We start from the raw sequence: 26,270 nt of genomic DNA, 5'->3' as shown, positions 1-26,270 counted from the left end.
CACGCTTACCAACGGTAGGTCAGGGTGCCGATGACGGTGCGTCCGGCGCCGTAGAAGCACTTGGTCGCGGTGGCGCACGCCGACACGTATTCGCGATCGAACAGGTTGCTGGCGTTGATGGCGGCGGTGAGGCCCTTGAGCGAAGGGATGGCTTGCCCCAGGTCGTAGCGCACCGCGGCATCCACCACCGTGAAGGGCGATACCTTCAGCGTGTTGTCGGCGTTGGCATAGCTGCTGCCGACGTAGCGCACGCCGCCGCCCAGGCTCAGGCCGGCCAGCGCGCCGCCGTGGAAGGTGTAGTTGGCCCAGGCGTTGGCGCTGTGGCGCGAGACGTAGGTAGGGTGCTTGCCCTGCGCGGTGGTGCTGCGCGTGTTGACGTTGTCCATCAGGGTGTAGGACGCCAGCAGATCCAGGTTGCGCGTCAGGCTGGCCTTGCCCTCCAGTTCCAGGCCGCGCGAGCGCACCTCGCCCGTCTGGATGCTGTAGTTGGTGTTGGCCGGATCGGTCGTGAGCACGTTGCTCTGGGTGAGCTGGTAGACCGCGGCGCTGATGAACGCGTCCTGGCCGGGCGGCTGGTACTTGATGCCGGCCTCGTATTGCTCGCCCTTGGTGGGTTTGAACAGATTGCCCTGGGCGTCGGCGTCGGCCACCGGCTGGAACGAACGCGAATAGCTGACGTAGGGGGCCACGCCATTGTCGAATTCGTAGACCGAGCCCAGGCGCCAGGTGAAGGCGCGGTCGGACTGGTTGGTGGTGTCGCCGTTGATCCGGTTGCGCCGGTCGTTGCCGGCCCAGTCCTGGCGGATGCCGCCCAGCACTGTCCATTGGCCCAGTTTGACCTGGTCCTGCGCGTACAGGCCGAGCTGGTCCAGCGTCTGCTTGCTGCGCACGGTGATCGAGGGCGTGGCGATGGCGGCGGCGTAATCAGGCTGGTTGATCGACAGGGACGGCGCCGCGCCCATGCCCTGGTCTTCGCGATAACCCAGGCGCTGGTAGTCGATGCCGAACAGCGCGGTGTGCGCGAGGGCCCCCGTGTTGAAGCGGGCCTGGGCATGGTTGTCGGCGGTCACGGCGTCCATGTTGGCGTGATTGACGATGGCGCGGCGCGTCAGCAGCGGGTTGGCCGGATCGGCGGCGTTCAGTCCCGTGGTGTAGACGCTCTTGTAGTCCGTTTTCATCTGCATGTAGCGCAGGTTGGACTGCACCGACCAGACCGCGTCGATGCGATGATCCAGCAGATAGCCCAGGGCCGTCTGCGTGCGCTTGAATTCGTCGAAACGCGGCGACCCGTCGAAGAAGTGGCGGCCGATGCGGCCGCCGCCGGGCAGGTCCTGGACGGTGCCCGCGGCCGGCAGGAAACCAAAGTAGCCGCCATAGGGATCATGCTGGTACTGCGCCAGGAGCGTCAGCGAGGTGTCGGCGTTGGGGCGGAACGTGACCGCGGGCGCGATCGCCACGCGCTCGTCCTTCTGGTGGTCGATCTGGGTCTTGCCGGTGTGGGCAATGCCGGTCAGCCGGTAGAGCACCTTGCCGGCGTCGTCCACCGGGCCGCCGAAGTCGAAGGCGGCCTGGCCGAAGCTGTGGCTGCCCGCTTGCAGTTCGATCTCGTGCAGCGGCGTGGCGGTGGGCTTCTTGCTGACCAGGTTGATCAGGCCACCCGGGGTGCCCTGGCCGAACAGCACGGAGGACGGACCGCGCAGCACTTCGATGCGTTCCAGGTTGTAGGTGTCGATCTGCGGGATGGCGTAGTTCGCGCCCAGCAGGCGCATCCCGTCCAGATAGGCGTAGTCGTAGTTGATGCCGCCGCCAAAGCCGCGGTAGATCACCGTGTCGTAGCGCGAGCCGCCGGCGCCGCGGTATTCGGCGGTCAGGCCGGGCGTGTAGCGCAACGCCTGGCGCACGTTCTGCACCGCCTGGTCGTCCATCTGCTGGCGCGTCACCACCGAGATGGATTGCGGCGTCTCGATCAGCCGGGCGTCGGTCTTGGTGCCGGCGCCGGAGGTGTCGGCCACGTATCGGGCGGTCTCGCTCGCGCCTTGCACCCGGATGGGGGCGAGCGTGGTGGCGTCGCTCGCGGCGGCGGGCAGCCGCGACACGATCAGGGTGTCGCCGCTGTGGCGCCAGCCCAGGCCCGAGCCGGCCAGCAGGCGCGTCAAGGCCTCATCGGGGGTATAGCTGCCGCGCAGTGCGGGGGCGGTCCGGTCACGCGCGATGTCGCCGCTCATGACCAGTTGCAGGCCCGTGGAGGCGGTATAGGACAGCAGGGCGCTTGCCAGCGGCTGGCTGGGGATATCGAAGCGTTGGTGCGTGGCGGCGGGAGCGGCCTGCGCCCGCGCGGCGGGCTGGCCCGCGGTCCAGGCGGTGGCCGCGAGCAGGGCGGCCGCCAGGCGGCGCAGGCCATGGCGGCCGGTGTGCAGAGAGGCGCCAGCGCGGTGGCGTAGGGAATGGTGTTGTGCGGCCGACATATGCGGTTTGCCCTTGTTCGTGTTTCGATATCGCGACGGCGAATTGCGCGTCCTCCCCCTGTCAAACACCGGGCGCGCGGAAACTGATGATCGAAGCGGGCGGGTAGTTGGTAACTAAATGTTTTGAGGTGGTCAGCGCGCGTAGACCAGGGTGGCGTAGCCCGCCACGACGCGCAGCCGGATCGGGAAGGTTTCCGCCAGGCCGCGCAGGGCCTCTTGCGGATCCGCCGTGTGGAAGGCGGCCGTGACCGGCAGGGCGCCGACGCGCGCGTCCATCAGGAAGATGGGGCCGCGCTGGTAGCGTTGCAGCTCGGCCAGCACGGTGGCCAGCGGCACGTCGTTGAACACCAGGCGATCCTGGCGCCAGGCCAGCGCGGCCGCCTGGTCGAAGCGCGTGGGCGCGGCGCCGCCCGAGACGCCGTATCGCATCTGCCAGCCTGCCTCGAGGGTAACGGGTGGCGCGTCGGGGCGCGGCCGCACCGCGACCGCATGCTCGGTGACCGACACGGTGACGATGTCGTCCAGCAGCTTGACGTCGAATTGCGTGCCGAGCGCCGTGCTGATCCCCTGGCCGGCCCGCACGGAAAAGCGCCTCGCGGCGTCGGCGGCGACCTGGAAGTAGGCCTGGCCGCGATGCAGGGTCAATTGGCGTTGGTGGCTGTCGAAACGGACCGACAAGGCGGTGTCGCTGCCCAGTTCCAGCGTGCTGCCGTCGGCGAGAACGATGCGGCGCCGTTCGCCGATGCCGGTGCGATAGTCCGCCAGCAGGTGCAGGCGCGACAACGCATACAGCGCGGGAACGGTCAAGGCGGCCGCCAGCACGCCCAGCATGGCGCGGCGCCGGTGCATGCGGTCGACGGCGGGACGGACCGCGTCGAAGCGGTTCCACAGCGCCTGCGCCCGCGCATAGGCGGCGGGGTGGGCCGGATCCGCGTCCAGCCAGCCGGCGAACGCGCGGCGATCCTGTTCGGTGGCGTCCTCGTCGTTCAGCCGCGCGAGCCATTCGAGGGCGGCCAGATAAACCGGATCCTGGGCGGGGGCGGCCATGGCTCAGGCGGGCTCCAGCGCGGCATCCAGTTGCGCCATGGCGGCCACGACCTGCGAGATCACGGTATTGCGGCTGGTCCCCATGCGCTCGGCGATCTCGTCATAGGACAGGCCCTCGAGGCGCTTGAGCACGAAAGCCTGGCGCCGGCGTTCGGGCAGCGCCGCGATGGCTTGCAGCAGGCGCTCCAGCTCGCGCCGGTACATCACGATCATTTCCGGCGTGGGCCGGGGATCGGGGATGTGCTCGAGTTCCAGGCCGGTCAGTTCCATCTGCGCCCGCCTGCGCGCGTCGCGCAGGTGGTTCAGGGCCAGGTTGTGGGCCGCCCGGGTGATATAGCCGGCATTGACCTGGGTGGGCGGGGCGCCCACGCGCAGCAGGTTGGTGAAGGCCTGTTGCACGACATCCTCGGCCGCGCCCTGGCTGCCCACGATGCGGCGCACGATGGCGCGCAGGCGCCGCACTTCGGCTTGGTAGAGGGCGGAGATGTCGCCAACGGGCACGTTCATGGAAAGCCGGCGGGCGGAATGGCCCGGGTGAGAATCAGTCAAATACGATTGACAACGTTTCTCAATTATACCGGGGTTCCCTGCCGTGGCATGCGATGCCGGGCCGAGGCGGGCTGCGCCGCGCCCGCGGCCATGACGCGCTGCTTGCTTCAGGCCGCCTTGGCCTCGCGTTCGATCAGTTCGCGCTTGCGCTCGATGCCCCAGCGGTAGCCGGCCAGCGAGCCGTCGGTGCGCACCACGCGGTGGCAGGGAATCGCCAGCGCGATGTTGTTGGTGGCGCAGGCCCGCGCCACCGCGCGCACCGAACGCGGCGAGCCGATGCGTTCGGCGACGTCGGTGTAGGTGACCGTGGTGCCCACCGGGATCTCGCGCAGCGCCTCCCAGACGCGGCGCTGGAAGGCGGTGCCGCGCACGTCCAGGGGCAGGTGCAGGCCCACCGACGGGTTCTCGACGAAGCCGACCACCGCCGCCATCCATTGCTCGAATTCGTGGTCGGCGCCGATCAGCCGGGCCGCCTTGAAGCGGTCCTGCAGGTCGCGCACCAGCTGTTCGGGATCCTCGTGCAGCGCGATTTCGCAGATGCCGGTGTCGCTGGCCGCGACCAGCAGCGCGCCGAGCGCGCACTGGCCCACGGCGAAGCGGATCTCGACGCCTGCGCCGTCCTTGCGGAAGGCGGTGGGCGTCATGCCCAGGATGGCCGGCGCGGCCTCGTAGAAGCGGCCGCTGGAGTTGAAGCCGGCGCCGTACATGGCGTCGGTGACGCTGGCGCTCTGGCGCAGCTGCTGGCGGGCGCGGTCGGCGCGCAGCGCGTTGGCGTAGGCCTTGGGCGTGATGCCGGTGGCGGCCTTGAAGATGCGGTGGAAGTGGAAGCGGCTCATGCCGGCCTGTTCGGCCAGCGTGTTCAGGTCGGGCGGCTGCTCGGCCTCCAGCGCCCGGCAGGCGCGTTCGACGGCGGCGGCGTGCTGTTTGCTCAAGGGGGCGGCGTGGGTCATGTCGGGCTCCAGGGGCGCGCCGGTTCGCGCGCTTTCGACAATGTTCTCAAAGGCCGGCCCGTGCCGCACTCCGGTTGTTGCCCGGGGCGGCGCGCCCCAGGCCGGGCCTCAGGCGGGCGCGTAGGCGTCCAGGAAGCGGCGCACCAGCTCGCCCGACACCGGGGTGGCGCGCACGTTGGCGGACAGGCCGGGCACGTCGAGATTCTCGGCGGCGTAGCGGCGGCCGAAGCGTTCCAGATGGGCGCGCACGAAATCGGGGCCGAATTCGGGGTGGAACTGGGTCGAGAAGATGTTGCGGCCGATGCGGATCATCTGGTGCGGGTCCAGGTCGGAACGCGCCAGCACGGCGGCGCCGGGCGGCAGCTGCAGCACGGTCTGCGCGTGCAGCATCTGGGCCGGGAAGGTGGGCGGCAGGCCGGCCAGCAGCCTGTCGCCGGCGGCGGCGGGCAGCAGCTCGACCGTCTGGGTGCCGACTTCGCGGCCGGCGGGGTTGTAGCCCACCTTGCCGCCCAGCGCGTGCGCCAGCAGCTGGTGGCCGTAGCAGATGCCGAACATCGGCAGGCCGGCCGCGGCGGCCTCGCGCAGCCAGGCGGCGGTGTCCTCGCTCCAGGGTTCCAGGTCGGAGACCATGGCGGGCGAGCCGGTGATCAGGGCGGCGCGGTACTGGTCTGGCACGCGCGGGCGTTCGCCGGCGTGGACGGCCACGACCTCGAGGGCGTCCGGCGTCAGGCCGGAGGCCCGCGCCAGCTGTTCGGCATAGCCGCCGAACTGGCTTTTGAGCGTATCGTCCGGGTCGCCCGTGTGCAGGATGAGAACGGGACGGGCGGAGGAGATTGCAGCGGTCATTGGGGTGTATGCGTGGAAAATGCTGGGGCCGGGGACTGCAGCCAGCGCACATCATAATCCAGCCGATTGTCCGGGGTCGGCGGGGGTGTCACCGCGGCGTCATGGAAATACGTACAATCCGCTGACCGACTCATCCTTTCAGGCGAACGTAACTATGTGGATTTGGTTAGGGCTGGCCGCGCTGGCGCTCATTGGCGAACTGGCGACGGGAACCTTCTACTTGCTGCTGGTGGCGCTGGGATTGGCCGCGGGCGGCGTCGCCGCCTGGCTGCTGGCGGGCCTGGAATGGCAGCTGGTGGCGTGCGGCGTCGTGCTGCTGCTGGGCCTGCTGGTGCTGCGCAAGACGCGCGTCCTGAAAAAGCGCGAGGTCGACGCCTCGCGCAACGCCGACGTCAACCTGGACATCGGCCAGACCGTCAAGGTGGAAGCCTGGAGCCAGGACGGCACCGCGCGCGTCTGGTACCGCGGCGCGCACTGGCAGGCGGAACTGGCCGAGGGGCAGCCGGCCCACGGCGGCGAACACATCATCACCGAAATGCGCGGCACGCGCCTGGTCCTGACTCCCAAGGGGGACGCGACCGGCGCCACGCGCTAGGGCGTGGCGGCGTGGAAGGCTTCGTGCCTTCGCGCGCCGGCCCGTTCCAAGGCAGGACCCGGACCCGCGCAGACGGGCCGGCCGCAGCAGGCGCCCTGACTTTCGCGGGCAGGCGCGTCATCGCATTCACCCCAGAAGAGGCACCACACCATGATCGATAACTCCACCATCGTCCTGCTCGTCATCGTCGCGCTGGCGATCCTGATCGTCATCAGGGCGATCGCCATCGTCCCCCAGCAGCATGCCTGGGTGGTCGAGCGGCTGGGCAAGTTCGACCGCGTACTGTCGCCGGGCGCCGGCTTCGTGATCCCGTTCATCGAGCGCGTTTCCTACAAGCACTCGCTCAAGGAAATCCCGCTGGACGTGCCGAGCCAGGTCTGCATCACGCGCGACAATACCCAATTGCAGGTGGACGGCGTGCTGTACTTCCAGGTGACCGACCCGATGCGCGCCTCGTACGGCTCGTCCAACTACATCTCGGCCATCACACAGCTGGCGCAGACCACGCTGCGCTCGGTGATCGGCAAGATGGAACTGGACCGCACCTTCGAGGAACGCGACGCCATCAACAGCACCATCGTGTCGTCGCTCGACGAGGCCGCGCTGAACTGGGGCGTGAAGGTGCTGCGCTATGAAATCAAGGACTTGACGCCGCCCAACGAGATCCTGCGCTCGATGCAGGCGCAGATCACCGCCGAGCGTGAAAAGCGCGCGCTGATCGCGGCCTCGGAAGGCCGCCGCCAGGAACAGATCAACATCGCCACCGGCGAACGTGAAGCCGCCATCGCCCGCTCGGAAGGCGAGAAGCAGGCCCAGATCAACCAGGCCCAGGGCGAGGCCGCGGCGGTGCTGGCGATCGCCGAAGCCACCGCCAAGGCCATTACGCAAGTGGCCGACGCGGTGCGCCAGCCCGGCGGCATGGAAGCCGTCAACCTGAAGGTGGCCGAGCGTTACGTCGAGGCCTTCGGCAACGTGGCCAAGGAAGGCAATACGCTGATCCTGCCGGCCAACCTGGCGGACGTGGGCGGCATGATCGCCTCGGCCATGACCATCGTCAAATCCACCCGCAACAGCTGAACCGCGCGCCGTGAGGCGCCCCGCCCATGATTGCTCCCGTGCATTTGCTGTCGATAGCAGTACTGACGGGAGTGCTGTCGCTCTGCGTGCTGGGATCCCTGGCGCGCAGCGGCATGGCGGGGATCCGCGAAACCATACGCGCCAACCTGCTCACGCTGTTGGCGTTTTTTTTATTCGGGCTGCAGGCCACCGAGGCGCCGCGCTGGGTCTCGATCCTGCTGCCCAACATGCTGATCGGCCTGGCGCTGTGCGCCTATTACGCCGGCCTGCGGCGCCTGCTGGGGCAGCGCCTGCCGCGCCACCTGATGGGCCTGGCCTGCGTCGCCGCCTGGCTGGTGCTGGTGGGCTACACCTACCTGGACAGCCAGGTCGCGCCGCGCATCGTGGCCATGTCGGCGTTGCAGATGGGCTTCATGTTCGCCGTGGCCGCGGCGGTGTGGCAGGGCCTGCCGGCCAACCGCTCGCGCTACAGCTATTACTTCGTCTGGTCGGTGGCGATGATCTCGGGCGTGACCTGCGCGCTGCGCGTGGCGCTGTTCGCCTCCGGCGTGGCCCACGCCGATTTCCTGCTGCAGCCGACCGCCTGGAATATCCTCTTCATGACGCTGGGCGTGCTGGCGATGCCGTGCCTGTCGCTGGGCACCATCATGATCATCCATGACCGCATGCTGGCCGACCGCGAGCAGGAGGCCAGCACCGATTTCCTGACGGGCCTGATGTCGCGCAAGGCCTGGTGGCTGCAGGGCGAGCGTTACTGCGCCCAGGCCCTGCGCACGCGCCGGCCGCTGACGCTGATGGTGCTGGACATCGATCATTTCAAGCGCATCAACGACACCCACGGCCATGCCGCCGGCGACGCGGTGCTGCGCCATTTCGGCCTGCTGGCCACGGCCACGCTGCGCACCGGCGACCACGTGGGCCGGGTGGGGGGCGAGGAGTTCAGCGTGCTGTTCGCGGACATGCGCAGCGACGCGGTGATGGAGGTGGCGGACCGGCTGCTCGATTCGGTGCGGCGCACGCCGTGCGCGCATGGCGGCAGCACCATCGCCTATACCTTCAGCGCCGGGGTGGCGGACTGGCTGCCGGGCGAGAACCTGCAGGCCTTCTTCGAGCGCGCCGACCGCATGCTGTACATGGCCAAGCAGGCCGGCCGCAACCGGGTGGCGGGATCGGGCGTGAGCCTGGTCGAGCCGCCGCCGATGCAGGCGGCGGCCTGACGCCGCGAAGGGCGGTCAGCTGTCCTTGCGCGAGGCGCGGGTGTCGTGCTTCATGATGCGTTCTTTCTCGCGCTGCCAGTCCTTCTCGCGCGCCGTGTCGCGCTTGTCGAACAGCTTCTTGCCGCGACCCAGGGCGAAATCGAGCTTGATGCGGCCGTTCTTGTAGTGCAGGTTGAGCGGCACCAGCGTATAGCCGCGCTGCTCGACCTTGCCGATCAGCTTGCTGATTTCCTCGGCCTTGAGCAGCAGCTTGCGGGTGCGCATGGCGTCCGGATGGATGTGGGTGGACGCGGTGGGCAGGGGGCTGACGTGCATGCCCAGCAGGTAAAGTTCGCCGTCGCGCACGATGACGTAGCTTTCCTTGAGCTGCACGCGGCCATCGCGGATCGCCTTGACTTCCCAGCCCTGGAGAACCAGGCCGGCTTCGTAGCGGTCTTCGATGAAATAGTCGTGCGTGGCCTTGCGGTTATCGATAATGCTCATCTTGTGGGGCCCAATATGCCCGTTTGTTCTTCGTTTGTGCTCGTTTGCGCCCCGGCGGCGCAGTGCCGGTAAAATCCTATCATTCTAGCCATTTGCGATAGTCGATGCACAAAGTACAGCGATCCGTCCTGGTGCCCTACAGCGCCGCCCAGATGTTCGACCTGGTGGCCGACGTGGAAAAGTACCCCGAGTTCATGCCGTGGTGTGGCGGCGCCGAGGTGCAGAGCCGCGACGAGCACGGCATGCAGGCGTCCATCCTGATCAGTTTCGCGGGCATGAAGCAGCGTTTCTCCACGCGCAACCGGCACGTCTACCCCGACCGCATCGACCTCGAACTGGTCGATGGCCCCTTCTCCAGCCTGGTGGGGCACTGGGAGTTCCAGCCGCTGGCCGAGGATGCCTGCAAGGTGCTGTTCACCATGGAATACGCCTTTTCCAACCGCGCGCTGGAGATGGTGGTGGGGCCGGTGTTCAACCGCATCGCCACCAGCTTCATTGATTCCTTCACCAAGCGCGCGCAGGCCAAGTATGGCGAATGAGCCGTCCGCCGCCGGGCAGATCGAGGTCTCGGTCTGTTATGCCTTGTCCGCCCAGGTCTGGCTGCGCGAGCTGCGCCTGCCGGCCGGCGCGACCGTGGCCGACGCCCTGCGCGCCAGCGGCTTCGCCCAGGCCTTTCCGGTGGTCCAGCCGTGGGAGCGGGGCGTGGGCGTGTTCGGCCGCGCCGTCGAGGCCGCCACGCCGCTGGCCGACGGCGACCGCGTCGAGATCTATCGCGGCCTGAGCTTCGATCCCAAGGAATCGCGCCGCCGCCGCGCCGAGCACCGGCGCGCCAAGACCGCCCGCAACGGGCGGGTGCGACCGGCCGGGCTGCTGTAGCGGCCGGCCCCGGGCGCGCGCCGCCCGGGCGGCGCGGGCTGCCGCCACATTGTCATCATCAGGACAAATCACGCCGGCCCTTCCGGCGTAACATTGACGGCGCCGCACCCTTACGTTTACGTCAACGTCATGTCAAAATGACCTGGCTGACGTTCACGAGACGGCAGCAACGCCAACAGACAATACCGATGACATCAGGAGACAGGCTGTGGACTTGGAACTGACCGACGAGCAGCGCGCGTTCGCGCAGGCCGCGCGCGACTACGCCGAAGGCGAACTGGCGCCGCACGCGGCGCACTGGGACGCCGAGGGCATCTTCCCCAAAGAGGCGTTCGCGCGCGCCGGCGAGATGGGCTTCTGCGCCATCTACGCCAGCGAGGACATCGGCGGCCTGGGGCTGCCGCGCCTGGACGCCACCCTGGTGTTCGAGGAAATGGCCGCCGTCGACCCGTCGACCACCGCGTTCCTGACGATTCACAACATGGCCACCTGGATGGTCGGCAAATGGGGCCAGCCGGCCCTGCGCGAGGCCTGGGGGCCGTTGCTGGCCAGCGGCCAGAAGCTGGCCTCGTACTGCCTGACCGAGCCGGGCGCCGGCTCCGACGCCGCCTCGCTCTCGACCCGGGCGCAGCGCCAGGGCGACCACTACGTGCTCAACGGCGCCAAGGCCTTCATCTCGGGCGGCGGCGACACCGACCTGCTGGTGGTGATGGCGCGCAGCGGCGGCGAAGGCGCGAGCGGCATCAGCGCGTTTGCGGTCCCGGCCGACAGCGAGGGCATCAGCTACGGCCGCAAGGAAGAAAAAATGGGCTGGAACAGCCAGTCCACCCGTCCGATTGTGTTCGAGAACGTGCGCGTGCCGGCCAGCAACCTGCTGGGCGAGGAGGGCGAGGGCTTCAAGATCGCCATGAAGGGCCTGGACGGCGGCCGCATCAACATCGGCACCTGCTCGGTCGGCGCGGCCCAGGGCGCGCTGGACGCGGCCCGCCGCTACATGGACGAGCGGCGCCAGTTCAACCGCCGCCTGGCGGAATTCCAGGCGCTGCAGTTCAAGCTGGCCGACATGGCCACCCACCTGGTCGCGGCGCGCCAGATGGTGCGGCTGGCGGCCTGCAAGCTGGACGCGGGCGCGCCCGACGCGGCCACCTACTGCGCGATGGCCAAGCGCTTCGCCACCGACATGGGCTTCCAGATCTGCCTGGACGCCCAGCAGATCCACGGCGGCTATGGATACCTGCGGGACTATCCCTTGGAGCGTCTGGTGCGCGATACTCGCGTACATCAGATACTGGAGGGCACCAACGAGATCATGCGCGTGATCATTGCCCGCCAATTGTTGGAAAAAGGAGCCGACATAAGATGAATGCACCGGTGCTGTTCGAAGAAAGAGCCGCCGCCAACGGAATGCGCTTCGGGATCGCGACGCTGAATGCGCCGCAGACCCTGAACGGGCTGTCGCTGGAAATGGTCGACCTGCTGGCCGAGCGCCTGGACGCCTGGGCGCGTGACCCGGGCCTGGTGCTGGTGGTGCTGCAGGGCGCGGGCGACAAGGCCTTCTGCGCCGGCGGCGACCTGCACGGCCTGTACCGCAGCATGACCGAGAACGCCGGCAAGGGCGCCTGGGGCAATGCCTACGCGCGCCGCTTCTTCGAGCATGAATACCGGCTCGACTACCGCATCCACAGCTACCCCAAGCCGGTGCTGTGCTGGGGCCACGGCATCGTCATGGGCGGCGGCATCGGCCTGATGATGGGCGCCAGCCACCGCGTGGTCAGCGAGACCTCGCGCCTGGCGATGCCGGAAATTTCCATCGGCCTGTTTCCGGACGTGGGCGGCAGCTGGCTGTTGAACCGCATGCCGGGCCGCACCGGCGTGTTCCTGGCGCTGACGGGCGCGCAGGTCAACACGGCCGACGCCTTCTTCGCCGGGCTGGCGGATTTCCGCCTGAACCACGAAGACTGGCCCAAGCTGCTGGCCTCGCTCGAGGAACAGCCCTGGGCCGGCCAGGCCACGGGCGCCGCCGAGGACGCGATTCCGCCGCGCTCGATCAACGACGGCCTGCTGCGCCGCGCGCTGACGGCGCTCGAGCCGCAAACGCCGCTGGAAGGCGGCAACCTGCGCCAGCATTCGTTCCTCATCAACAGCCTGTGCAGCGGCAACCGGCTGGACGATATCTTTGAAGAGCTGGCCACCCTGAAGGACCACGCCGATCCGTGGCTGGCGCGCGCCGCCGGCACCATGCTGGCCGCCTCGCCCGGCTCGCTGCGGCTGTCGTTCGCGCTGCAGCAGCGCATGCGGCTGCGTTCGCTGGACGACGTGTTCCGCGCCGAGTACATCGCCGCGCTGCATTGCACCGCGCACGGCGATTTCGCCGAAGGCATCCGCGCGCTGTTGATCGACAAGGACAAGAAGCCGCGCTGGAACCCCGCGGTGCTGGACATGGCCACCGAGGCCTGGGTGCAGAAGTTCTTCGATGAGCCCTGGCCCGAGGGCCAGCCGCATCCGCTGGACGACCTGGGCCAGGAAGGCCGCTGACGTCCGCCGCAGAGCGGGCCGGCATCGCGTCGCAACACTGATTTCACACCTACAGCAATAGCAACAGGAGACAGGACATCATGAGCAGTATCGCGTTTATCGGTTTGGGCAACATGGGTTCGCCCATGGCGCTGAATCTGGTCAAGGCCGGCCACAGCCTGACGGTCTTCGACCTGGTGCCGGCGGCGGTCAAGGTCTTGACCGATGCGGGCGCCAAGTCGGCGGCGTCGGCCGCCGAGGCGGTCAAGGGCGCCGAGGTGGTGATCTCGATGCTGCCGGCCAGCAAGCACGTCGAAGGCCTGTACCTGGACCAGGACCTGCTGGGCAAGATCCCGGCCAGCGCGCTCGTCATCGAGTGCAGCACCATCGCGCCGGACTCGGCCCGCAAGGTGGCCCAGGCGGCCGAGGTGCGCGGCATCGCCATGATCGACGCGCCGGTCTCGGGCGGCACCGGCGGCGCCGCCGCCGGCACGCTGACCTTCATCGTCGGCGGCCAGCCCGCCGCGCTGGAGCGGGCCCGCCCGGTGCTGGAAAAGATGGGCAAGAACATCTTCCACGCCGGCCCCGCGGGCGCTGGCCAGGTCGCCAAGATCTGCAACAACATGCTGCTCGGCATCCTCATGGCCGGCACCTCCGAGGCGCTGGCGCTGGGCGTGGCCAACGGCCTCGATCCCAAGGTGCTGTCGGACATCATCGCCAAGAGCTCGGGCCGCAACTGGGCCACCGAGCTGTACAACCCGTGGCCCGGCGTGATGGAGCATGCGCCGGCCTCCAAGGGCTACGCGGGCGGCTTCGGCGTCGACCTGATGCTCAAGGACCTGGGCCTGGCGGCCGAGGCGGCGCTGTCGGCGCGCGCCTCGATCCCGCTGGGCGAACTGGCGCGCAACCTGTATTCGCTGCACAGCGCCGGCGGTTCCGGCCGGCTGGACTTCTCCAGCATCGTCAACCTGGTCAAGCGCGAACAGGACTGACATGGCCACGCCCGCCACTTGTGTCGATCCGGCCGGGCGGGTCCAGGCGAGCTTCGAGCGGCAGAGCATCATGCGGCTGCTCGGCGCCAGCCTGGACGTGGTCGAGCCGGGCAGGGTGGACATCGTCCTGCCGTACCGCGCGGACCTGTGCCAGCAGAACGGCTTCCTGCACGCCGGCATCTCCACCACCATCGCCGATTCGGCCGGCGGCTACGCCGCCTTCAGCCTGTTCCAGCCGGGCGAGGACGTGCTGACCTCGGAGTTCAAGATGAACTTCCTGGCGCCCGCCAAGGGCGAGCGCTACGTGGCCAGCGGCCGCGTGGTCAAACCCGGCAAGCGCCTGTCGATCTGCCAGGTCGAAGTCCACGCCTATGAGGGCGAACAGGCCACGCTTTGCGTGATAGGCTTGCTGACCGCGGTGCGCGTGACGCCGCGTTGATCCGCTTGCGGCGGTCGTCCGCCGCAAGCCTTGTCGCGCCTTGAACAGGTCTTCGGTAATGCCTTCCAAAGAACATCACCGGATTTTCCGCAGCAACTGGCTGCGCGCGGCCGTGCTCGGCGCCAATGACGGCATCGTCTCGACCGCCAGCCTCATCACCGGCGTGGCGGCGGCGCAGGCCGGCCACGCGGCGGTGCTGACCTCGGGCCTGGCCGGCCTGGTGGCCGGCGCGTTGTCGATGGCCGCGGGCGAATACGTCTCGGTACGGTCACAGGCCGACACCGAGGCCGCCGACCTGCGGCTGGAGCAGCGCTCGCTCAAGCGCAACTCGGGCGAAGAGCTCGAGGAACTGGTCGAGATCTACGTCGGCCGCGGCCTGTCGCGCGACCTGGCCGAACAGGTCGCGCGGCAACTGACGCGCCATGATGCGCTCGATGCCCATGCCCGCGACGAGCTCGGCATCTCGATCCACAACCGCGCCCGGCCGGTGCAGGCGGCGGTGGCCTCGGCCGCCTCGTTCGCCGGCGGCGCCGCGCTGCCGCTGGTGGTGGCCGCGGTGGTGCCGGTGCCGCACCTGATCGGTTGGGTGATCGGCGCGTCGGTCGCCTGTCTGGCCTGTCTGGGTGCCCTGGCGGCAGGCGCCGGGGGCGCGCCCAAGGGGCCGGCGGCGCTGCGCGTGACGATATTGGGCGCGCTGGCGATGGCGGTGACGGCCGGCGTCGGCGCCTTGTTCGGCGCCGTGGTCTAGGCCCTGGCGGCATTCAATGGAGCGGCATACTGGCTCCGGGAGTTCTGGTTCACATGCAATACGTTCTGATCAGCGCCTGTCTGTTGGGCCACCCCGTGCGTTACGACGGCCGTTCCGCGCCGCGCGACCACGAGGTGCTGGCCCGCTGGCGCGATGAGGGGCGGGTCGTGTCGGTCTGTCCGGAGGTGGCGGGCGGCATGCCGATCCCGCGTCCTCCGGCCGAGATCGAGCCGGGCGCCGATGCCGCCGCCGTGCTGGGCGGCCGCGCGCGGGTGATCGCGGTGTCGGGCGAGGACGCCACGGTGCCGTTCGTCCACGGCGCGCAGCTGGCGCTGGCCGCGGCGCGCGAGCGCGGCATCCGCATCGCGGTGCTCAAGGAAGGCAGCCCGTCCTGTGGCAGTGGCTATGTCTACGATGGCCATTTCTCGGGCCAGAAGCAGCCGGGCGTGGGCGTGGCCGCGCAATTGCTGGGGGATGCCGGGGTGCGCGTCTTCAGCGAATGGCAATGGACGGAAGCCGCCGCCTGGCTGGCGCGGCTGGAGGCGGGCGATGGGCTTTAACGTCGGCGATTGGCTGGTGCTGGTGGCCGTGGCGGCCGGCGTGCTGACGGCCTGGCGCCTGATCGCCGGCACCGGCCGTGGCCGGCTGCTGGCGCGAGCGGGCGCGGGGGTGTCGCTGGCGCTGTCGGCGTTCTTCTTCTGGCTCTGGTACGAGCAGTACCTGAAGTGGGAGTTCAACGAACTGGGGCGCTACTACGATCCGGTCGACGGGGTCGTCTATACCGACAGCGGCTTCGTGTGGGTGCTGCCGGCCGTGCTGGCGCTGGCGGCGGGGGCGTTCTTCGCCTGGCGTGGCTGGGGCGGCCGCCGCGCTTGAGGCGCGCTTCGTTTTTCGGCGCCTGAAAAGCAGAAGGGAGGGCCTCCTCGCGGAACCCTCCCTTGATGTGACGCGGCGCCGGTCAGTTGGCGCGGTAGCCGCGGCTGTTCATGCACGAATCCAGCGCGTGGTTGTAGGTATCCACCATCACCTGCGTGGTCCATTGCGAAATGGTCGCCGGGTCGTAGCCGCTCTGGTTCATGGCCCAGCGCTGGCAGTCGGTCGAGGCGCTGGCCTGCGCCCGGTTGACCGGCGGGGCCGGCTCGTACTGCACCGGGGCGTACTGGGCCGGCGGGGCCTGGTAGACCGGGGGCGCGGCATAGACCGGCGGGGCTTCGTAGACGGGCGCCGCATACACCGGCGGACTGTAGTAGGCCACGCCCGGCGCGTAGACGCCGGTCTGCACGTAGCTGGGGCCGGAATTATTGGCCGCCAGGATCAGCCCGGTGGCCGCCAGCGCGACCGCGCCGCCAATCCACCAGCCGTTGCCGCCGCCACCGCCGTGGTGATGGTGATAACCGCCACGATACCCGCCCGCCAGCGCGGGGGAACTTGCCAAGGCCAGTGCCAGCGCGACGCCGACCATACGACCTGTAAACCGCTTCATGATCTTGCTCCTGAGCCGCCGGGCGTCCACGTGTTGCGGCGACCGGCGATACCGTACTGTAACGCCGCGGCGGCGCAATAGTTGTGTCAAGATTTACGAAGATTTCAAGTGATTTCAGGGGCTTGGGCGCGTCTCGCGCATGAACGGCGAGCCATTGGGGTTGTCGCAAGTTTGCGACGTGCCGGGCTTGAGGCGCACGACCGGCTTGGGGTCGAAGGCGTCGGCATTGCGGTCCTGGGTGGCGTAGGTCTCGTAGCCGGGCTTTTCCACGCACCAGTTCCAGAAGAAGATCTCCGCGCCGTGAATCGCCAGCACTTCGACGCGCCATTCGTGGCGCGCCTCGAAGCCGGCGTGGCCGTCGGCGCCGGTGCGCTGTTCGACGCGGAAGCGGTCGTAGCCGTAGGGATAGGCGCCGGCGATCAGCACTACGCGGGCGTCGGCCAGCGGCTGCCCGACCTCGTCCTGCACGGTGATGGCCGCGCGCGGCTGCAGGGTCTTATAAGTGGGGTAAGGTACACAGCCCGGCAGGGCCGACAGGAGCGCGGCGGCGCAGAAAGCGTGGAGCGGGCGCGACAGTCGGGGCATCGGGATTCTATGTATGCAGGAATGTATGGCAAAAAGACTGGAAGGATAGTATTTTCACGCGATGACGACGGCACTACCCCCATCTGTACCGCAAGAAAAGCGTTTGACGAAAGGTGAGCGCACCCGGTTGCAACTTCTGGAAGTCGCGGCGGCGGAGTTCGCCGAGCGCGGGTTCCAGCACACCCGGATCAGCGATATTGTCGCCCGCGCGGGCGTCACGCAACCCGTCTTTTACCAATATTTCGCCGGCAAGCAGGCGGCCTACGACGAGCTCGTGGGCATGTTCGCGCAGCGGCTGCGGCAGGAAGTCTGCCGCGCTCGCGGGTCCGACGACCAGCAGGACCTGCCGGTCGAGGTGCGCGTGCGCCGCGGCGTGAGCAACTGGCTGGGCATCCTGCAGGAGGATCCCAACCTGACCCGCATCGGCTTTTTCCAGGTCGACGCGGCCGAGGCGCTCAAGGACGAGCTGGTCGAGATGATCTCCGAGAACGTGCGCATCGACCAGCGCGCCGGCGTGTTCCGCAAGGACATCCCGCCCGAGTGGCTGTCGCACGCGTTCATGGGGGTGATCGAGCGTTTCACGCGCCAGGCGCCCGACGCCGCGCAGCGCGAGGCCCTGGCCGACTTCATCACCGACATGTTCCTGGAAGGCGTGCGCCAGCGCTAGCCGGGCCTGTCCCCGCCTGGCGGCCGCCGCGGGCGGCGCGCCAGGGACATCGCGCTTGGCGCTTTATTCGACGCGGGCGCCGGACGCGGTCACCAGGCCGCCGGTGGCGTCCCAATCCGCTTTCAACAGATCCTGGAACTGGGCCGGCGACTTGGCTTCGGCCTCCACGCCCAGCGCCGCCAGGCGCGCCTGCACCTTGGGATCGGCCAGCACGCTGTTGACGGCGGCGTTGATCCGGTCGCGTTCGGCCGGCGCGATGCCCGCCGGCGCCAGCAGCCCCAGCCACGAATCGAAGGCATAGCCGGGCAGGCCGCTTTCGGCCACGGTCGGCAGATCGGGGGCGAAGCGCGAGCGCTGCTTGCCGGTATACGCCAGGAAGGTCACGCGCGGATCGTTGCGGTAGCCGGTGACGCCGATGGTGGCGGCGGTGACCGCCTGCACCCGGCCCGCCAGCAGCTCGGTGACGGCGTCGCCGGTGGACTTCATCGGAATGTGCTGCATCTGCGCGCCGGCGGCCGCCAGCAGCGAGGCCATGCCCAGGTGCGAGGCGCTGCCGTTGCCGGCCGAGGCGTAATCGTAGGCGCCGGGCCGGGCCTTGACGGCCTGGATGAACTCGGCCGTGTTGGCGACCTTCAGCGTCGACGACGCCAGCAGGATGTAGCCGGTGTTGCCCACGTAGGCGACGCCGGTGAAATCCTTGTAGGGGTCGTAGCTCAGGTTCTTGTATAGGTAGCCGGCGATGTGGTGGCTGGCGGCGGCCAGCACCAGCGTGTTGCCGTCGGGGGCGGCGCGCGCCACCTGCGCGGTGCCGACCGTGCCGCCGGCGCCGGCGCGGTTCTCGACCACGATCGAGGCGTCCAGCGCCCGGCCCAGTTCGTCGCTGATGGCGCGGGCGATGGTGTCCTGCACGGCGCCGGTGCCATACGGCACGACGATGCGGATGACGCGCGCGTCGGCCTGGGCGGCGCCGCTCCAGGCGGCCAGGGCCAGCAGGGCGGCGCCCAGGCGCGCGCGGGCAAGGCGGCGCGACGGCGAAGAGGCGCCGGCGGCGCGCGGGAGCGTGGACAGGAATGAAGCAGGCATGGGGCGGTAATGTCGTCGAGGGATGCGGGGCGTTGGACTCTACCGGCCGCGACGGCGCGCGCCAACGATTGATTCCCGCCATGCTTATTGCCCCTGGCGATATCGCGGCCGCGGCGCATGCGGCCGCGCGCGGATGGATATACTCGCAAGCGCCATTGGCCAACGACAAGACAAGGGAATGCAATGAACGCGCTCATGCAGCAGGCGATCCAGTTCGCCAACGACCACGAAACCGCCTGGGACCGCAGCGTCGACGGCGTCTTCGGGGTGCACCAGAACGATCCGCCGCCGTGGAACCGGCTGCTGGGCCCGATCCACGATCGCGGTCCGGTGTCGGGCGTGGTGGTGCGCGACGGTCAGACGCTGGCGGCCTGGGGCGAGCCCGAGCGCGCCGACCTGACGTTCAGCGTGGCCAAGCTGTATCTGGCGATCCTGGCCGGCCTGGCGCACGACCGCGGCCTGCTGCCCGATGTCGACGAACCCGTCGGCAAGCGTGTGCCGGGCATCGGCTTCGACCAGGGCCAGAATGCGCAGATCACCTGGCGCCAGTTGCTGCAGCAGACCAGCGAATGGGAAGGCGAGCGTTTCGGCGTGTCCGACCAGGCCGACCGCTACCGCGCCGTCACCTTTGGCGTGCCGCCCGACGGCAAGAAGGGCGACGCGCGGCCGCTGCAGCGGCCCGGCACGTACTGGGAATACAACGACGTGCGCATCAACCAGCTGTCGTATGCCTTGCTGCACCTGTTCCGCAAGCCGCTGCCCGAGGTGTTCCGCGAAGCGGTCACGCGGCCGCTGGGCGCGAGCGAGAACTGGCAGTGGGTGGGCTACGACAACGCCTGGGTCGAGATCGATGGCCAGCGCATGCCGTCGGTGCCGGGCGGTTCGCACTGGGGCGGCGGCATGTCCATCAGCGCGCGCGACCAGGCGCTGATCGGCCAGATGCTGTTGAACCAGGGCCGCGCCACCGATGGCCGCCAGGTGCTGTCGAGCGAATGGATCGCCGCCATGCGCGAACCGTGCGCGATCGCGCCGTATTACGGCTACCTGATCTGGCTGAATCACGAAGGACGGGTGTTTCCCAGCGTGCCGGCGTCGAGCTTTTTTGGCGTGGGCGCGGGCAGCTCGTTCACCTGGATCGAGCCCGAGCGCAAGCTGGTGGTGATCGTGCGCTGGCTCGATTCGGCGCATGCCGATGCGCTGTTCGGCAAGATCCTGGCGGCGGTGGACGCGCCGGCCGGCTGAGCCGACCTTCCTGCCGCGCGCGGCGCCGGAGTCCCTGCGCGCCTCAGGGATTTTTCGCGGCGCGCCGGCATTCTTCTGGCAACATGGATGTTTTGCTCGCCGCGTCGCCGGCGGGCACGCCCCGCTTCCTGTACCGCCACGCCGCCGCCATGCGCGCTGGCGCACCCGCATCACGCCGACCAAGGACTCCCGCCATGAATTACCGCCGTCTCGGATCAAGCAACCTGCGCGTCTCGCCCCTGTGCCTGGGCACCATGATGTTCGGCGAACAGACGCCGGACGACGAAGCCGCGCGCATCGTCGCGTCGGCGCGCGACCACGGCCTGAATTTCATCGACACCGCCGACGTCTACAACGACGGCCGGTCCGAGGAAGTGGTGGGCAAGCTGCTGCAAGGGCAGCGCCACGACTGGGTGCTGGCCAGCAAGATCGGCAACGTGGTGGGCAAGGGCCCGAACCAGTCGCACTATTCGCGCCAATGGCTGATCCGCGGCGTCGAGCAGAGCCTGGCGCGGCTGGGCACGGATTTCCTGGACATCCTGTACCTGCACCGCGACTACCACGAGGAAAACCTGGAAGAGGCGCTGTGGGCGCTGGGCGACCTGATCCGCGCCGGCAAGCTGCGCAGCTTCGGGCTGTCGAATTTCCGCGGCTGGCGCATCGCCGAAACCCTGCGCCTGTGCGAAAAGCTCGGCGTGCCGCAGCCGGTGGTGTGCCAGCCGTACTACAACATGCTCAATCGCGGCCCCGAGGTCGAGATCCTGCCGGCCTGCAAGCACTACGGCCTGGGCGTGGTGCCGTACAGCCCGATCGCGCGCGGCGTGCTCACCGGCAAGTACCTGCCGGGCCAGGCGCCGGCGGCGGATACCCGCGCCGGGCGTGGCGACCGCCGCATCCTGGCCACCGAGTTCCGTGAAGAGTCGCTGCAGATCGCGCAGCGCCTGGTCGAGCACAGCGCGGCCCGCGGCGTGCAACCGGGCCACTTCGCCACCGCCTGGGTGCTGGCCAATCCGGTGGTCACCAGCGTCATCGCCGGTCCGCGCACGCTGGCGCAGATGGACGATTACTACGCCGCGCTGGATGTCACCATCACGCCCGAGGACGAAGCCATCGTGGACGGCTGGGTCACGCCCGGCCATGCCTCGACCCACGGCTACAACGATCCCAACTATCCGTTCTACGGCCGCCCGGTGGCGACGGCCTGAGGGGGCAGGGCGGCGGGCTCGGCGCTGATGCCGTGCAACAGCATCTGCTCGGCCACGGTGGCGATGCCGAGCCGGGCGATGCGGCCGCGCCGCTCGGCGTCGACCATGCTGGTGATGACCGTGATCAGCAGTTCGGTCAGGGCGGCGGCGGTGATGTCGACGCGGAACACGCCTTCGCGCTGGCCGCGCAGGAAGAACGCATCCAGCGTTTCCTGGTAGCCGGACCAGCTCTGCATGATGTCCGGCTGCATCTCCATGTCCGGCTTCCAGTTGTACATGAGGAAGACGGTCAGTTCCTTGTGGGCCAGGTGCTGCTCGATCAAGTTGCGCAGCGCCTCGCGGGTCGGGGCGGCGTCCAGCCGCGAATCAGCCAGGGTCTGCTTCATGACCTGCGCGCTGTGCGTCATCAGGCGCGTCACCAGCTGGTCGCGCGTCTGACAGAAGCGGTACAGCGTGGCCTTGCTCACGCCCACGGCCTTGGCCAGTTCCTGCAGGGTGGCGCGCGGCTGGTCGACCATGGCCTGGGCCAGCGCGATCAGCAGGCGTTCGTGGCCCGCATCCTCGGACATCGTGTCTCCTTTTCCTCATTGTGCCGTTGATGGAACAGCTATTGGATCATGTCGGGTTCAAATTGCGCAAATCTTCGCCAAATTGACAAGTTAAATCTTGTGAAGTCGCAATAAGAACCTTAACGGAATTAAATGAATCATTATTGATTCAAATTGACCTTCAAGATACCATTCGACTCTTGTTGAGTTCAAGACGCCATGGGCGGGAGGTATCGAAGTGATCAAGCATCAACCCTGGCGTTGGCCTGTCATGGCGGTGTTGGCCGCCAGTCTGTCGGCCGGACTGGCCGGTTGCGGAGGCGACAACGCCCCGACCGCCGCCGCGGAACCCCGCCCCGTGCAGGTGCTGGCGGTGCAGCCGCAGCGCTATGCGCTGGCCAGCACGCTGCCGGGCCGGGTCGAGCCGGTGCGCGTGGCCGAGGTCCGCGCCCGCGTCGCCGGCATCGTGCTCAGCCGCGAGTTCGAGGAAGGCGCCGACGTCAAGGCCGGCGACGTGCTGTTCCGCATCGACCCGGCGCCGTTCAAGGCGGCCCTGTCGCGCGCCGAGGGCGACCTGGCCAAGGCCGACGCGGCGCTGTCGGACGCCCAGGCGGTGGTGCGGCGCTACACCCCGCTGGTCAAGATCGAGGCCGTCAGCCAGCAGGACTTCGACACCGCCACCGCGGCGCTCAAGAGCGCCCAGGCCGCGCGCCGCTCGGCGCAGGCCGACGTCGAGACCGCGCGCCTGAACCTGGACTACGCCACCGTCAAGGCGCCGATCTCCGGCCGCATCGGCCGCGCCCAGGTCACCGAAGGCGCGCTGGTGGGCCAGAACGAGGCCACCGTGATGGCCAAGATCCAGCAGCTCGACCCCATCTACGTCGACTTCACCCAGCCGGTGGCCGACATGCTGCGCATGCGCACCGCGATGCAGACCGGCGAGCTGGGCCAGGAAGAGGGCGCCGCCATCTCCATCAGCATCGACGGCACCGACCGCACTCGCAGCGGCCGCCTGCTGTTCTCCGACATCGCGGTGGACCGCGGCACCGGCCAGGTGTCGCTGCGCGGCGAGTTCGCCAATCCGGACGTGCTGCTGCTGCCGGGCATGTACGTGCGGGTGCAGACCCGCCAGGGCGTGGACCCGGACGCCATCCTGGTGCCGCAGCGCGCCGTGGTGCGCAGCACCGACGGCAAGCCGCAAGTGTTGCTGGTGGGCCAGGACGACGTGGTCGAGACGCGCGCGGTGCGCACCGGCACCATGCGTGGCGCCGACTGGCACATCGTCGAAGGCCTGGCGGCGGGCGACCGGGTGATCGTCGGCGGCGTGAACGCCGCCGTGCCCGGCCAGAAGGTCAGCGTGACGGCGCCGCCGCCGGCCGACAAGGTCGCGGCCGCGCCGGACGCCGTGTCGCGGCAGTGACGGCCATGCCGACCCTTCCTTCTTCTTGCCCGCGGGGCCGGCCGTCGCGGCGGCCGGTCGCCCTGCGCCGCCCATCCTTCCGAGGATAGATCATGTCCAGGTTTTTCATCGACCGCCCCAAATTCGCGTGGGTGGTGGCTCTCTTCATCTCGCTCGCCGGCCTGCTGGCGATCCCGTCGCTGCCGGTGGCGCAGTTTCCGGTGGTGGCGCCGCCCCAGGTGACCATCAACGCGGTCTATCCCGGCGCGTCCGCCAGCACGCTGGTCGACTCGGTCACCAGCGTCATCGAGGAGGAGCTGAACGGCGCCAAGCACTTGCTGTACTACGAGTCGTCCAGCAGCTCCAGCGGCAGCGCCGAGATCACAGTCACCTTCGAGCCCGGCACCGATCCGGCGCTGGCGCAGGTGGACGTGCAGAACCGCATCAAGAAGGCCGAGGCGCGCCTGCCCACGGCCGTGACGCAGCAGGGCCTGCAGGTCGAGCAGGCCAGCGCCAACTTCCTGATGATCTACGCCCTGACCTACAAGGGCGACGACAGCGGCAAGGACGTGGTCGGCCTGTCCGACTACGCCGCGCGCCACGTCAACAATGAGATCCGCCGCATCGACGGCGTGGGCAAGGTGCAGTTCTTCGGCGCCGAAGCCGCCATGCGCGTCTGGATCGACCCGCAGAAGCTGCTGGGCGTGGGCCTGTCGGTGGCCGATGTCAACGCCGCCATCGCCGCGCAGAACGTGCAGGTGCCGGCCGGCAGTTTCGGCAGCCGGCCCGGCTCGCCCGAGCAGGAATTGACCGCCACGCTGGCCGTCAAGGGTACGCTCGACACGCCCGAGGAATTCGGCCGCATCGTGCTGCGCGCCAACGCCGACGGTTCGTCGGTGCGGCTCGCCGACGTGGCGCGCATGGAAGTCGGGCGCCAGAGCTACGACTTCGAGACCCGCCTGAACGGCCGCAAGGCCGTGGGCGCGGCGGTGCAGCTGGCGCCGGGCGCCAACGCCATCAACACGGTCAAGGCCGTCAAGGAACGCCTGCAGGAACTGTCCACCTCGTTCCCCGAGGACGTCGCCTATTCGGTGCCGTTCGACACCTCGCGCTTCGTCAGCGTGGCCATCGAGAAGGTGGTGCACACGCTGATCGAGGCTATGGTGCTGGTGTTCCTGGTGATGTTCCTGTTCCTGCAGAACGTGCGCTACACGCTGATCCCGGCGATCGTGGTGCCGGTGTGCCTGCTGGGCACGTTCGCGGTGATGTCGGTGCTGGGCTTCTCGGTCAACATGATGACCATGTTCGGCATGGTGCTGGCCATCGGCATCCTGGTGGACGACGCCATCGTGGTGGTCGAGAACGTCGAGCGCATCATGGCCGAGGAAGGGCTGTCGCCGCGCGACGCCACCATCAAGGCCATGGGCCAGGTGTCGGGCGCCATCATCGGCATCACCATGGTGCTGGCGGCCGTGTTCCTGCCGCTGGCCTTCATGAGCGGCTCGGTGGGCGTGATCTACCGCCAGTTCTCGCTGTCGCTGGCGGTGTCGATCCTGTTCTCGGGCTTCCTGGCGCTGACTTTCACGCCGGCCCTGTGCGCCACCTTCCTCAAGCCCATTCCGAAGGGCCACCACGAGGAAAAGCGCGGCTTCTTCGGCGCCTTCAACCGCTTCTTCACGCGCCTGACCAGCCGCTTCGAATCGCTGAACTCGCGGCTGGTGCGCCGCACCGGGCGCTACATGGTGATCTACGCGGCCATCGTGGCGATGCTGGGCGTGCTGTACACGCGCCTGCCGGAATCGTTCGTGCCGCCGGAAGACCAGGGCTACGTCATCGTCGACATGCAACTGCCGCCGGGCGCCACGCATCTGCGCACCGACAAGGTGGTGGCGGACGTCGAGCAGCACCTGATGTCGCTGGACGCCATGGGCGATGCCTTCACCGTGATGGGCTTCAGCTTCTCCGGCACCGGCCAGAATGCCGGCATCGCCTTCCCGACCCTGAAGGACTGGTCGGCGCGCGGCAAGGGCCAGTCGGCCAATGACGTGGCCGACAGCGTCAACGGCCGCTTCGCGGTGATCGATGACGGCACGGTCATGGCCGTCAACCCGCCGCCCATCGAGGGCCTGGGCAACTCGGGCGGTTTCGCGCTGCGGTTGCAGGACCGTGGCGGCGTGGGGCGCGCGGCGCTGACCGCGGCGCGCGACGAGCTGCTGGCCAAGGCCAACAGTTCGCCGGTGATCGCCTACGCCATGATGGAAGGCCTGGCCGACGCGCCGCAACTGCGGCTGGATATCGACCGGCAGAAGGCCGAGGCGCTGGGCGTGGGCTTCGACGTGATCAATACCGCGATCTCGTCGGCCTATGGCTCGGCCACGGTGAACGACTTCGCCAACGCCGGCCGCCTGCAGCGCGTGGTGGTGCAGGCCGATGTGCGCGACCGCATGACGCCCGAAAGCGTGCTCAAGCTGAACGTGCCCAACAAGTCGGGCGGCATGGTGCCGCTGGCCGCTTTCGTCGAAACCCGTTGGGAGACCGGCCCGGTGCAGATCTCGCGCTACAACGGCTACCCGGCCTTCAAGATCGCCGGCGATGCGCGGCCGGGCCACAGCACCGGCGAGGCGATGGCCGAAATCGAACGCATCGCGTCCGAGCTGCCGGCCGGCATCGGCTACCAGTGGACCGGCCTGTCGCTGCAGGAAAAGTTCGCCGGCTCCCAGGCCCCGATGCTGTTCGCCCTGGCGTTCCTGGTGGTGTTCCTGCTGATGGTGGCGCTGTATGAAAGCTGGGCCATTCCCGCGTCCGTGATGCTGATCGTGCCGATCGGCGCGCTCGGCTCGGTGCTGGCGGTGACGGTGCTGGGCATGCCCAACGACGTGTACTTCAAGGTCGGCCTGATCACCATCATCGGCCTGGCCGCCAAGAACGCCATCCTGATCGTGGAGTTCGCCAAGAGCCTGCGCGAGCAGGGCCATTCGCTGGTCGACGCCGCGGTCGAGGCGTCCAAGCTGCGTTTCCGGCCGATCGTGATGACGTCGCTGGCCTTCATCCTGGGCGTGGTGCCGCTGGCGCTGGCCAGCGGCGCGGGCGGCGCCAGCCAGCGCGCCCTCGGCGTGGGCGTGATCGGCGGCATGCTGAGCGCCACCTTGCTCGGGGTGATCTTCGTGCCGGTGTTTTTCGTGTGGGTGTTGTCGCGGATCAAGGCCCGGAAGGCGGCAACGCCGGCGCCGGCCGCCGCCACCGCATCGCAGGAGTGAGAG

The 26,270-nt window shown here is 68.9% G+C and carries 27 protein-coding genes; 17 read left to right on the top strand and 10 right to left on the bottom strand.

Features of this window, described 5'->3' with window-relative positions; all coding sequences use genetic code 11:
- Positions 1-5 precede the first annotated feature (5 nt).
- From I6I07_RS26180 to I6I07_RS26160, 5 genes are all read right to left on the bottom strand, one after another.
- Complete coding sequence (locus I6I07_RS26180; protein WP_198484318.1) at positions 6-2,465, bottom strand: TonB-dependent siderophore receptor; 2,460 nt, start codon at positions 2,463-2,465, stop codon at positions 6-8.
- A gap of 132 nt (positions 2,466-2,597) precedes the next feature.
- Positions 2,598-3,512 carry a FecR family protein gene (locus I6I07_RS26175; RefSeq protein ID WP_198484317.1) on the bottom strand — a complete coding sequence of 305 codons (915 nt, stop codon included), beginning with the start codon at positions 3,510-3,512 and terminating at the stop codon, positions 2,598-2,600.
- A gap of 3 nt (positions 3,513-3,515) precedes the next feature.
- On the bottom strand, positions 3,516-4,019 hold the full coding sequence (locus tag I6I07_RS26170; protein ID WP_198484316.1) for an RNA polymerase sigma factor: 504 nt from the start codon (positions 4,017-4,019) through the stop codon (positions 3,516-3,518).
- A 149-nt stretch (positions 4,020-4,168) separates the two neighbouring features.
- Positions 4,169-5,011, bottom strand: a complete 843-nt coding sequence (locus tag I6I07_RS26165; protein ID WP_198484315.1) for a bifunctional transcriptional activator/DNA repair enzyme AdaA — start codon at positions 5,009-5,011, stop codon at positions 4,169-4,171.
- Between the two features lie 108 nt (positions 5,012-5,119).
- The gene (locus I6I07_RS26160) at positions 5,120-5,857 is read right to left on the bottom strand and encodes a glutamine amidotransferase (RefSeq protein ID WP_198484314.1); all 738 of its coding nucleotides are present in this window, start codon (positions 5,855-5,857) and stop codon (positions 5,120-5,122) included.
- A 154-nt stretch (positions 5,858-6,011) separates the two neighbouring features.
- On the opposite strand from I6I07_RS26160, the gene I6I07_RS26155 reads away from it, so the two are divergent.
- From I6I07_RS26155 to I6I07_RS26145, 3 genes are all read left to right on the top strand, one after another.
- Complete coding sequence (locus I6I07_RS26155) at positions 6,012-6,452, top strand: NfeD family protein (RefSeq protein WP_006394517.1); 441 nt, start codon at positions 6,012-6,014, stop codon at positions 6,450-6,452.
- Between the two features lie 150 nt (positions 6,453-6,602).
- Positions 6,603-7,529: an SPFH domain-containing protein gene (locus I6I07_RS26150; RefSeq protein ID WP_006394518.1), complete on the top strand. Its 927-nt coding sequence runs from the start codon at positions 6,603-6,605 to the stop codon at positions 7,527-7,529.
- Between the two features lie 26 nt (positions 7,530-7,555).
- Positions 7,556-8,746, top strand: a complete 1,191-nt coding sequence (locus I6I07_RS26145) for a GGDEF domain-containing protein (protein WP_198484313.1) — start codon at positions 7,556-7,558, stop codon at positions 8,744-8,746.
- 15 nt (positions 8,747-8,761) lie between these two features.
- Here the strand turns inward: I6I07_RS26145 and smpB are convergent, their stop codons facing one another.
- Positions 8,762-9,229, bottom strand: coding sequence for an SsrA-binding protein SmpB (smpB, locus tag I6I07_RS26140; protein ID WP_006394520.1), 468 nt, complete (start codon positions 9,227-9,229; stop codon positions 8,762-8,764).
- Positions 9,230-9,333: 104 nt separating this feature from the next.
- Between smpB and I6I07_RS26135 the strand changes: the two genes are divergently transcribed.
- The 9 genes from I6I07_RS26135 (at position 9,334) to I6I07_RS26095 (ending at position 15,674) form a co-directional block, all read left to right on the top strand.
- Positions 9,334-9,768: a type II toxin-antitoxin system RatA family toxin gene (locus I6I07_RS26135; protein WP_006394521.1), complete on the top strand. Its 435-nt coding sequence runs from the start codon at positions 9,334-9,336 to the stop codon at positions 9,766-9,768.
- Positions 9,758-10,105: an RnfH family protein gene (locus tag I6I07_RS26130; protein WP_061071497.1), complete on the top strand. Its 348-nt coding sequence runs from the start codon at positions 9,758-9,760 to the stop codon at positions 10,103-10,105. Before I6I07_RS26135 ends, I6I07_RS26130 begins: the two co-directional genes overlap by 11 nt.
- 208 nt (positions 10,106-10,313) lie before the next feature.
- Positions 10,314-11,468: an acyl-CoA dehydrogenase family protein gene (locus I6I07_RS26125; protein ID WP_198484312.1), complete on the top strand. Its 1,155-nt coding sequence runs from the start codon at positions 10,314-10,316 to the stop codon at positions 11,466-11,468.
- Positions 11,465-12,640 carry an enoyl-CoA hydratase/isomerase family protein gene (locus I6I07_RS26120; RefSeq protein WP_198484311.1) on the top strand — a complete coding sequence of 392 codons (1,176 nt, stop codon included), beginning with the start codon at positions 11,465-11,467 and terminating at the stop codon, positions 12,638-12,640. Before I6I07_RS26125 ends, I6I07_RS26120 begins: the two co-directional genes overlap by 4 nt.
- 80 nt (positions 12,641-12,720) lie before the next feature.
- Complete coding sequence (gene mmsB / locus I6I07_RS26115; RefSeq protein ID WP_006394525.1) at positions 12,721-13,611, top strand: 3-hydroxyisobutyrate dehydrogenase; 891 nt, start codon at positions 12,721-12,723, stop codon at positions 13,609-13,611.
- Position 13,612: 1 nt separating this feature from the next.
- A complete protein-coding gene (locus tag I6I07_RS26110) occupies positions 13,613-14,050 on the top strand; it encodes a PaaI family thioesterase (RefSeq protein WP_061071495.1) in 438 nt (145 codons plus the stop codon).
- Positions 14,051-14,108: 58 nt separating this feature from the next.
- The gene (locus I6I07_RS26105; RefSeq protein ID WP_006394527.1) at positions 14,109-14,798 is read left to right on the top strand and encodes a VIT1/CCC1 transporter family protein; all 690 of its coding nucleotides are present in this window, start codon (positions 14,109-14,111) and stop codon (positions 14,796-14,798) included.
- 53 nt (positions 14,799-14,851) lie between these two features.
- Positions 14,852-15,358 (top strand): DUF523 domain-containing protein, encoded by a 507-nt coding sequence (locus tag I6I07_RS26100; protein WP_198484310.1) that lies wholly within the window; start codon positions 14,852-14,854, stop codon positions 15,356-15,358.
- Positions 15,348-15,674: a hypothetical protein gene (locus I6I07_RS26095; protein WP_198484309.1), complete on the top strand. Its 327-nt coding sequence runs from the start codon at positions 15,348-15,350 to the stop codon at positions 15,672-15,674. The genes I6I07_RS26100 and I6I07_RS26095 overlap by 11 nt, the downstream gene beginning before the upstream one ends.
- 82 nt (positions 15,675-15,756) lie before the next feature.
- Here I6I07_RS26095 and I6I07_RS26090 read toward each other — a convergent pair whose 3' ends face one another.
- Together I6I07_RS26090 and I6I07_RS26085 are read right to left on the bottom strand one after the other, a co-directional pair.
- Positions 15,757-16,281: a hypothetical protein gene (locus tag I6I07_RS26090; RefSeq protein WP_116521697.1), complete on the bottom strand. Its 525-nt coding sequence runs from the start codon at positions 16,279-16,281 to the stop codon at positions 15,757-15,759.
- Between the two features lie 114 nt (positions 16,282-16,395).
- The gene (locus tag I6I07_RS26085) at positions 16,396-16,866 is read right to left on the bottom strand and encodes a carboxypeptidase regulatory-like domain-containing protein (protein ID WP_198484308.1); all 471 of its coding nucleotides are present in this window, start codon (positions 16,864-16,866) and stop codon (positions 16,396-16,398) included.
- Positions 16,867-16,969: 103 nt separating this feature from the next.
- On the opposite strand from I6I07_RS26085, the gene I6I07_RS26080 reads away from it, so the two are divergent.
- Positions 16,970-17,533: a TetR/AcrR family transcriptional regulator gene (locus I6I07_RS26080; protein ID WP_232625755.1), complete on the top strand. Its 564-nt coding sequence runs from the start codon at positions 16,970-16,972 to the stop codon at positions 17,531-17,533.
- Positions 17,534-17,596: 63 nt separating this feature from the next.
- Here I6I07_RS26080 and I6I07_RS26075 read toward each other — a convergent pair whose 3' ends face one another.
- On the bottom strand, positions 17,597-18,616 hold the full coding sequence (locus I6I07_RS26075) for a tripartite tricarboxylate transporter substrate-binding protein (RefSeq protein WP_232625754.1): 1,020 nt from the start codon (positions 18,614-18,616) through the stop codon (positions 17,597-17,599).
- A 183-nt stretch (positions 18,617-18,799) separates the two neighbouring features.
- Between I6I07_RS26075 and I6I07_RS26070 the strand changes: the two genes are divergently transcribed.
- On the top strand, positions 18,800-19,858 hold the full coding sequence (locus I6I07_RS26070) for a serine hydrolase domain-containing protein (RefSeq protein WP_198484306.1): 1,059 nt from the start codon (positions 18,800-18,802) through the stop codon (positions 19,856-19,858).
- A gap of 194 nt (positions 19,859-20,052) precedes the next feature.
- Entirely contained in the window at positions 20,053-21,063 is a 1,011-nt protein-coding gene (locus tag I6I07_RS26065; protein WP_198484305.1) for an aldo/keto reductase, read from the top strand.
- Here the strand turns inward: I6I07_RS26065 and I6I07_RS26060 are convergent.
- A complete protein-coding gene (locus tag I6I07_RS26060) occupies positions 21,036-21,632 on the bottom strand; it encodes a TetR/AcrR family transcriptional regulator (RefSeq protein ID WP_198484304.1) in 597 nt (198 codons plus the stop codon). The two genes, I6I07_RS26065 and I6I07_RS26060, sit on opposite strands and share 28 nt — an antisense overlap.
- A 250-nt stretch (positions 21,633-21,882) precedes the next feature.
- Between I6I07_RS26060 and I6I07_RS26055 the strand changes: the two genes are divergently transcribed.
- Together I6I07_RS26055 and I6I07_RS26050 are read left to right on the top strand one after the other, a co-directional pair.
- Positions 21,883-23,031 (top strand): efflux RND transporter periplasmic adaptor subunit, encoded by a 1,149-nt coding sequence (locus I6I07_RS26055; RefSeq protein WP_198487678.1) that lies wholly within the window; start codon positions 21,883-21,885, stop codon positions 23,029-23,031.
- 92 nt (positions 23,032-23,123) lie between these two features.
- Complete coding sequence (locus tag I6I07_RS26050) at positions 23,124-26,267, top strand: efflux RND transporter permease subunit (protein ID WP_198484303.1); 3,144 nt, start codon at positions 23,124-23,126, stop codon at positions 26,265-26,267.
- Positions 26,268-26,270 lie beyond the last annotated feature (3 nt).

The organism is Achromobacter deleyi (assembly GCF_016127315.1).
In the GTDB taxonomy this organism is placed as follows: Bacteria; Pseudomonadota; Gammaproteobacteria; order Burkholderiales; family Burkholderiaceae_B; genus Achromobacter; species Achromobacter insuavis_A.
The sequence above is the reverse complement of the archived record's forward strand: the minus strand, read 5'-3'. Positions and strand labels throughout refer to the sequence as shown.

Excerpts from the sequence above, each read along its gene's own strand:
- I6I07_RS26150 (WP_006394518.1), top strand. The coding sequence starts at position 6,603 with ATGATCGATAACTCCACCATCGTCCTGCTCGTCATCGTCGCGCTGGCG.
- I6I07_RS26105 (WP_006394527.1), top strand. The coding sequence starts at position 14,109 with ATGCCTTCCAAAGAACATCACCGGATTTTCCGCAGCAACTGGCTGCGC.
- I6I07_RS26100 (WP_198484310.1), top strand. The coding sequence starts at position 14,852 with ATGCAATACGTTCTGATCAGCGCCTGTCTGTTGGGCCACCCCGTGCGT.
- I6I07_RS26065 (WP_198484305.1), top strand. The coding sequence starts at position 20,053 with ATGAATTACCGCCGTCTCGGATCAAGCAACCTGCGCGTCTCGCCCCTG.
- mmsB (WP_006394525.1), top strand. The coding sequence starts at position 12,721 with ATGAGCAGTATCGCGTTTATCGGTTTGGGCAACATGGGTTCGCCCATG.
- I6I07_RS26090 (WP_116521697.1), bottom strand. The coding sequence starts at position 16,281 with ATGAAGCGGTTTACAGGTCGTATGGTCGGCGTCGCGCTGGCACTGGCC.
- I6I07_RS26130 (WP_061071497.1), top strand. The coding sequence starts at position 9,758 with ATGGCGAATGAGCCGTCCGCCGCCGGGCAGATCGAGGTCTCGGTCTGT.
- I6I07_RS26110 (WP_061071495.1), top strand. The coding sequence starts at position 13,613 with ATGGCCACGCCCGCCACTTGTGTCGATCCGGCCGGGCGGGTCCAGGCG.
- I6I07_RS26085 (WP_198484308.1), bottom strand. The coding sequence starts at position 16,866 with ATGCCCCGACTGTCGCGCCCGCTCCACGCTTTCTGCGCCGCCGCGCTC.
- I6I07_RS26145 (WP_198484313.1), top strand. The coding sequence starts at position 7,556 with ATGATTGCTCCCGTGCATTTGCTGTCGATAGCAGTACTGACGGGAGTG.
- I6I07_RS26170 (WP_198484316.1), bottom strand. The coding sequence starts at position 4,019 with ATGAACGTGCCCGTTGGCGACATCTCCGCCCTCTACCAAGCCGAAGTG.
- I6I07_RS26070 (WP_198484306.1), top strand. The coding sequence starts at position 18,800 with ATGAACGCGCTCATGCAGCAGGCGATCCAGTTCGCCAACGACCACGAA.
- I6I07_RS26075 (WP_232625754.1), bottom strand. The coding sequence starts at position 18,616 with ATGCCTGCTTCATTCCTGTCCACGCTCCCGCGCGCCGCCGGCGCCTCT.
- I6I07_RS26120 (WP_198484311.1), top strand. The coding sequence starts at position 11,465 with ATGAATGCACCGGTGCTGTTCGAAGAAAGAGCCGCCGCCAACGGAATG.
- I6I07_RS26160 (WP_198484314.1), bottom strand. The coding sequence starts at position 5,857 with ATGACCGCTGCAATCTCCTCCGCCCGTCCCGTTCTCATCCTGCACACG.
- smpB (WP_006394520.1), bottom strand. The coding sequence starts at position 9,229 with ATGAGCATTATCGATAACCGCAAGGCCACGCACGACTATTTCATCGAA.
- I6I07_RS26180 (WP_198484318.1), bottom strand. The coding sequence starts at position 2,465 with ATGTCGGCCGCACAACACCATTCCCTACGCCACCGCGCTGGCGCCTCT.
- I6I07_RS26055 (WP_198487678.1), top strand. The coding sequence starts at position 21,883 with ATGGCGGTGTTGGCCGCCAGTCTGTCGGCCGGACTGGCCGGTTGCGGA.
- I6I07_RS26155 (WP_006394517.1), top strand. The coding sequence starts at position 6,012 with ATGTGGATTTGGTTAGGGCTGGCCGCGCTGGCGCTCATTGGCGAACTG.
- I6I07_RS26135 (WP_006394521.1), top strand. The coding sequence starts at position 9,334 with ATGCACAAAGTACAGCGATCCGTCCTGGTGCCCTACAGCGCCGCCCAG.
- I6I07_RS26095 (WP_198484309.1), top strand. The coding sequence starts at position 15,348 with ATGGGCTTTAACGTCGGCGATTGGCTGGTGCTGGTGGCCGTGGCGGCC.
- I6I07_RS26050 (WP_198484303.1), top strand. The coding sequence starts at position 23,124 with ATGTCCAGGTTTTTCATCGACCGCCCCAAATTCGCGTGGGTGGTGGCT.
- I6I07_RS26165 (WP_198484315.1), bottom strand. The coding sequence starts at position 5,011 with ATGACCCACGCCGCCCCCTTGAGCAAACAGCACGCCGCCGCCGTCGAA.
- I6I07_RS26175 (WP_198484317.1), bottom strand. The coding sequence starts at position 3,512 with ATGGCCGCCCCCGCCCAGGATCCGGTTTATCTGGCCGCCCTCGAATGG.
- I6I07_RS26060 (WP_198484304.1), bottom strand. The coding sequence starts at position 21,632 with ATGTCCGAGGATGCGGGCCACGAACGCCTGCTGATCGCGCTGGCCCAG.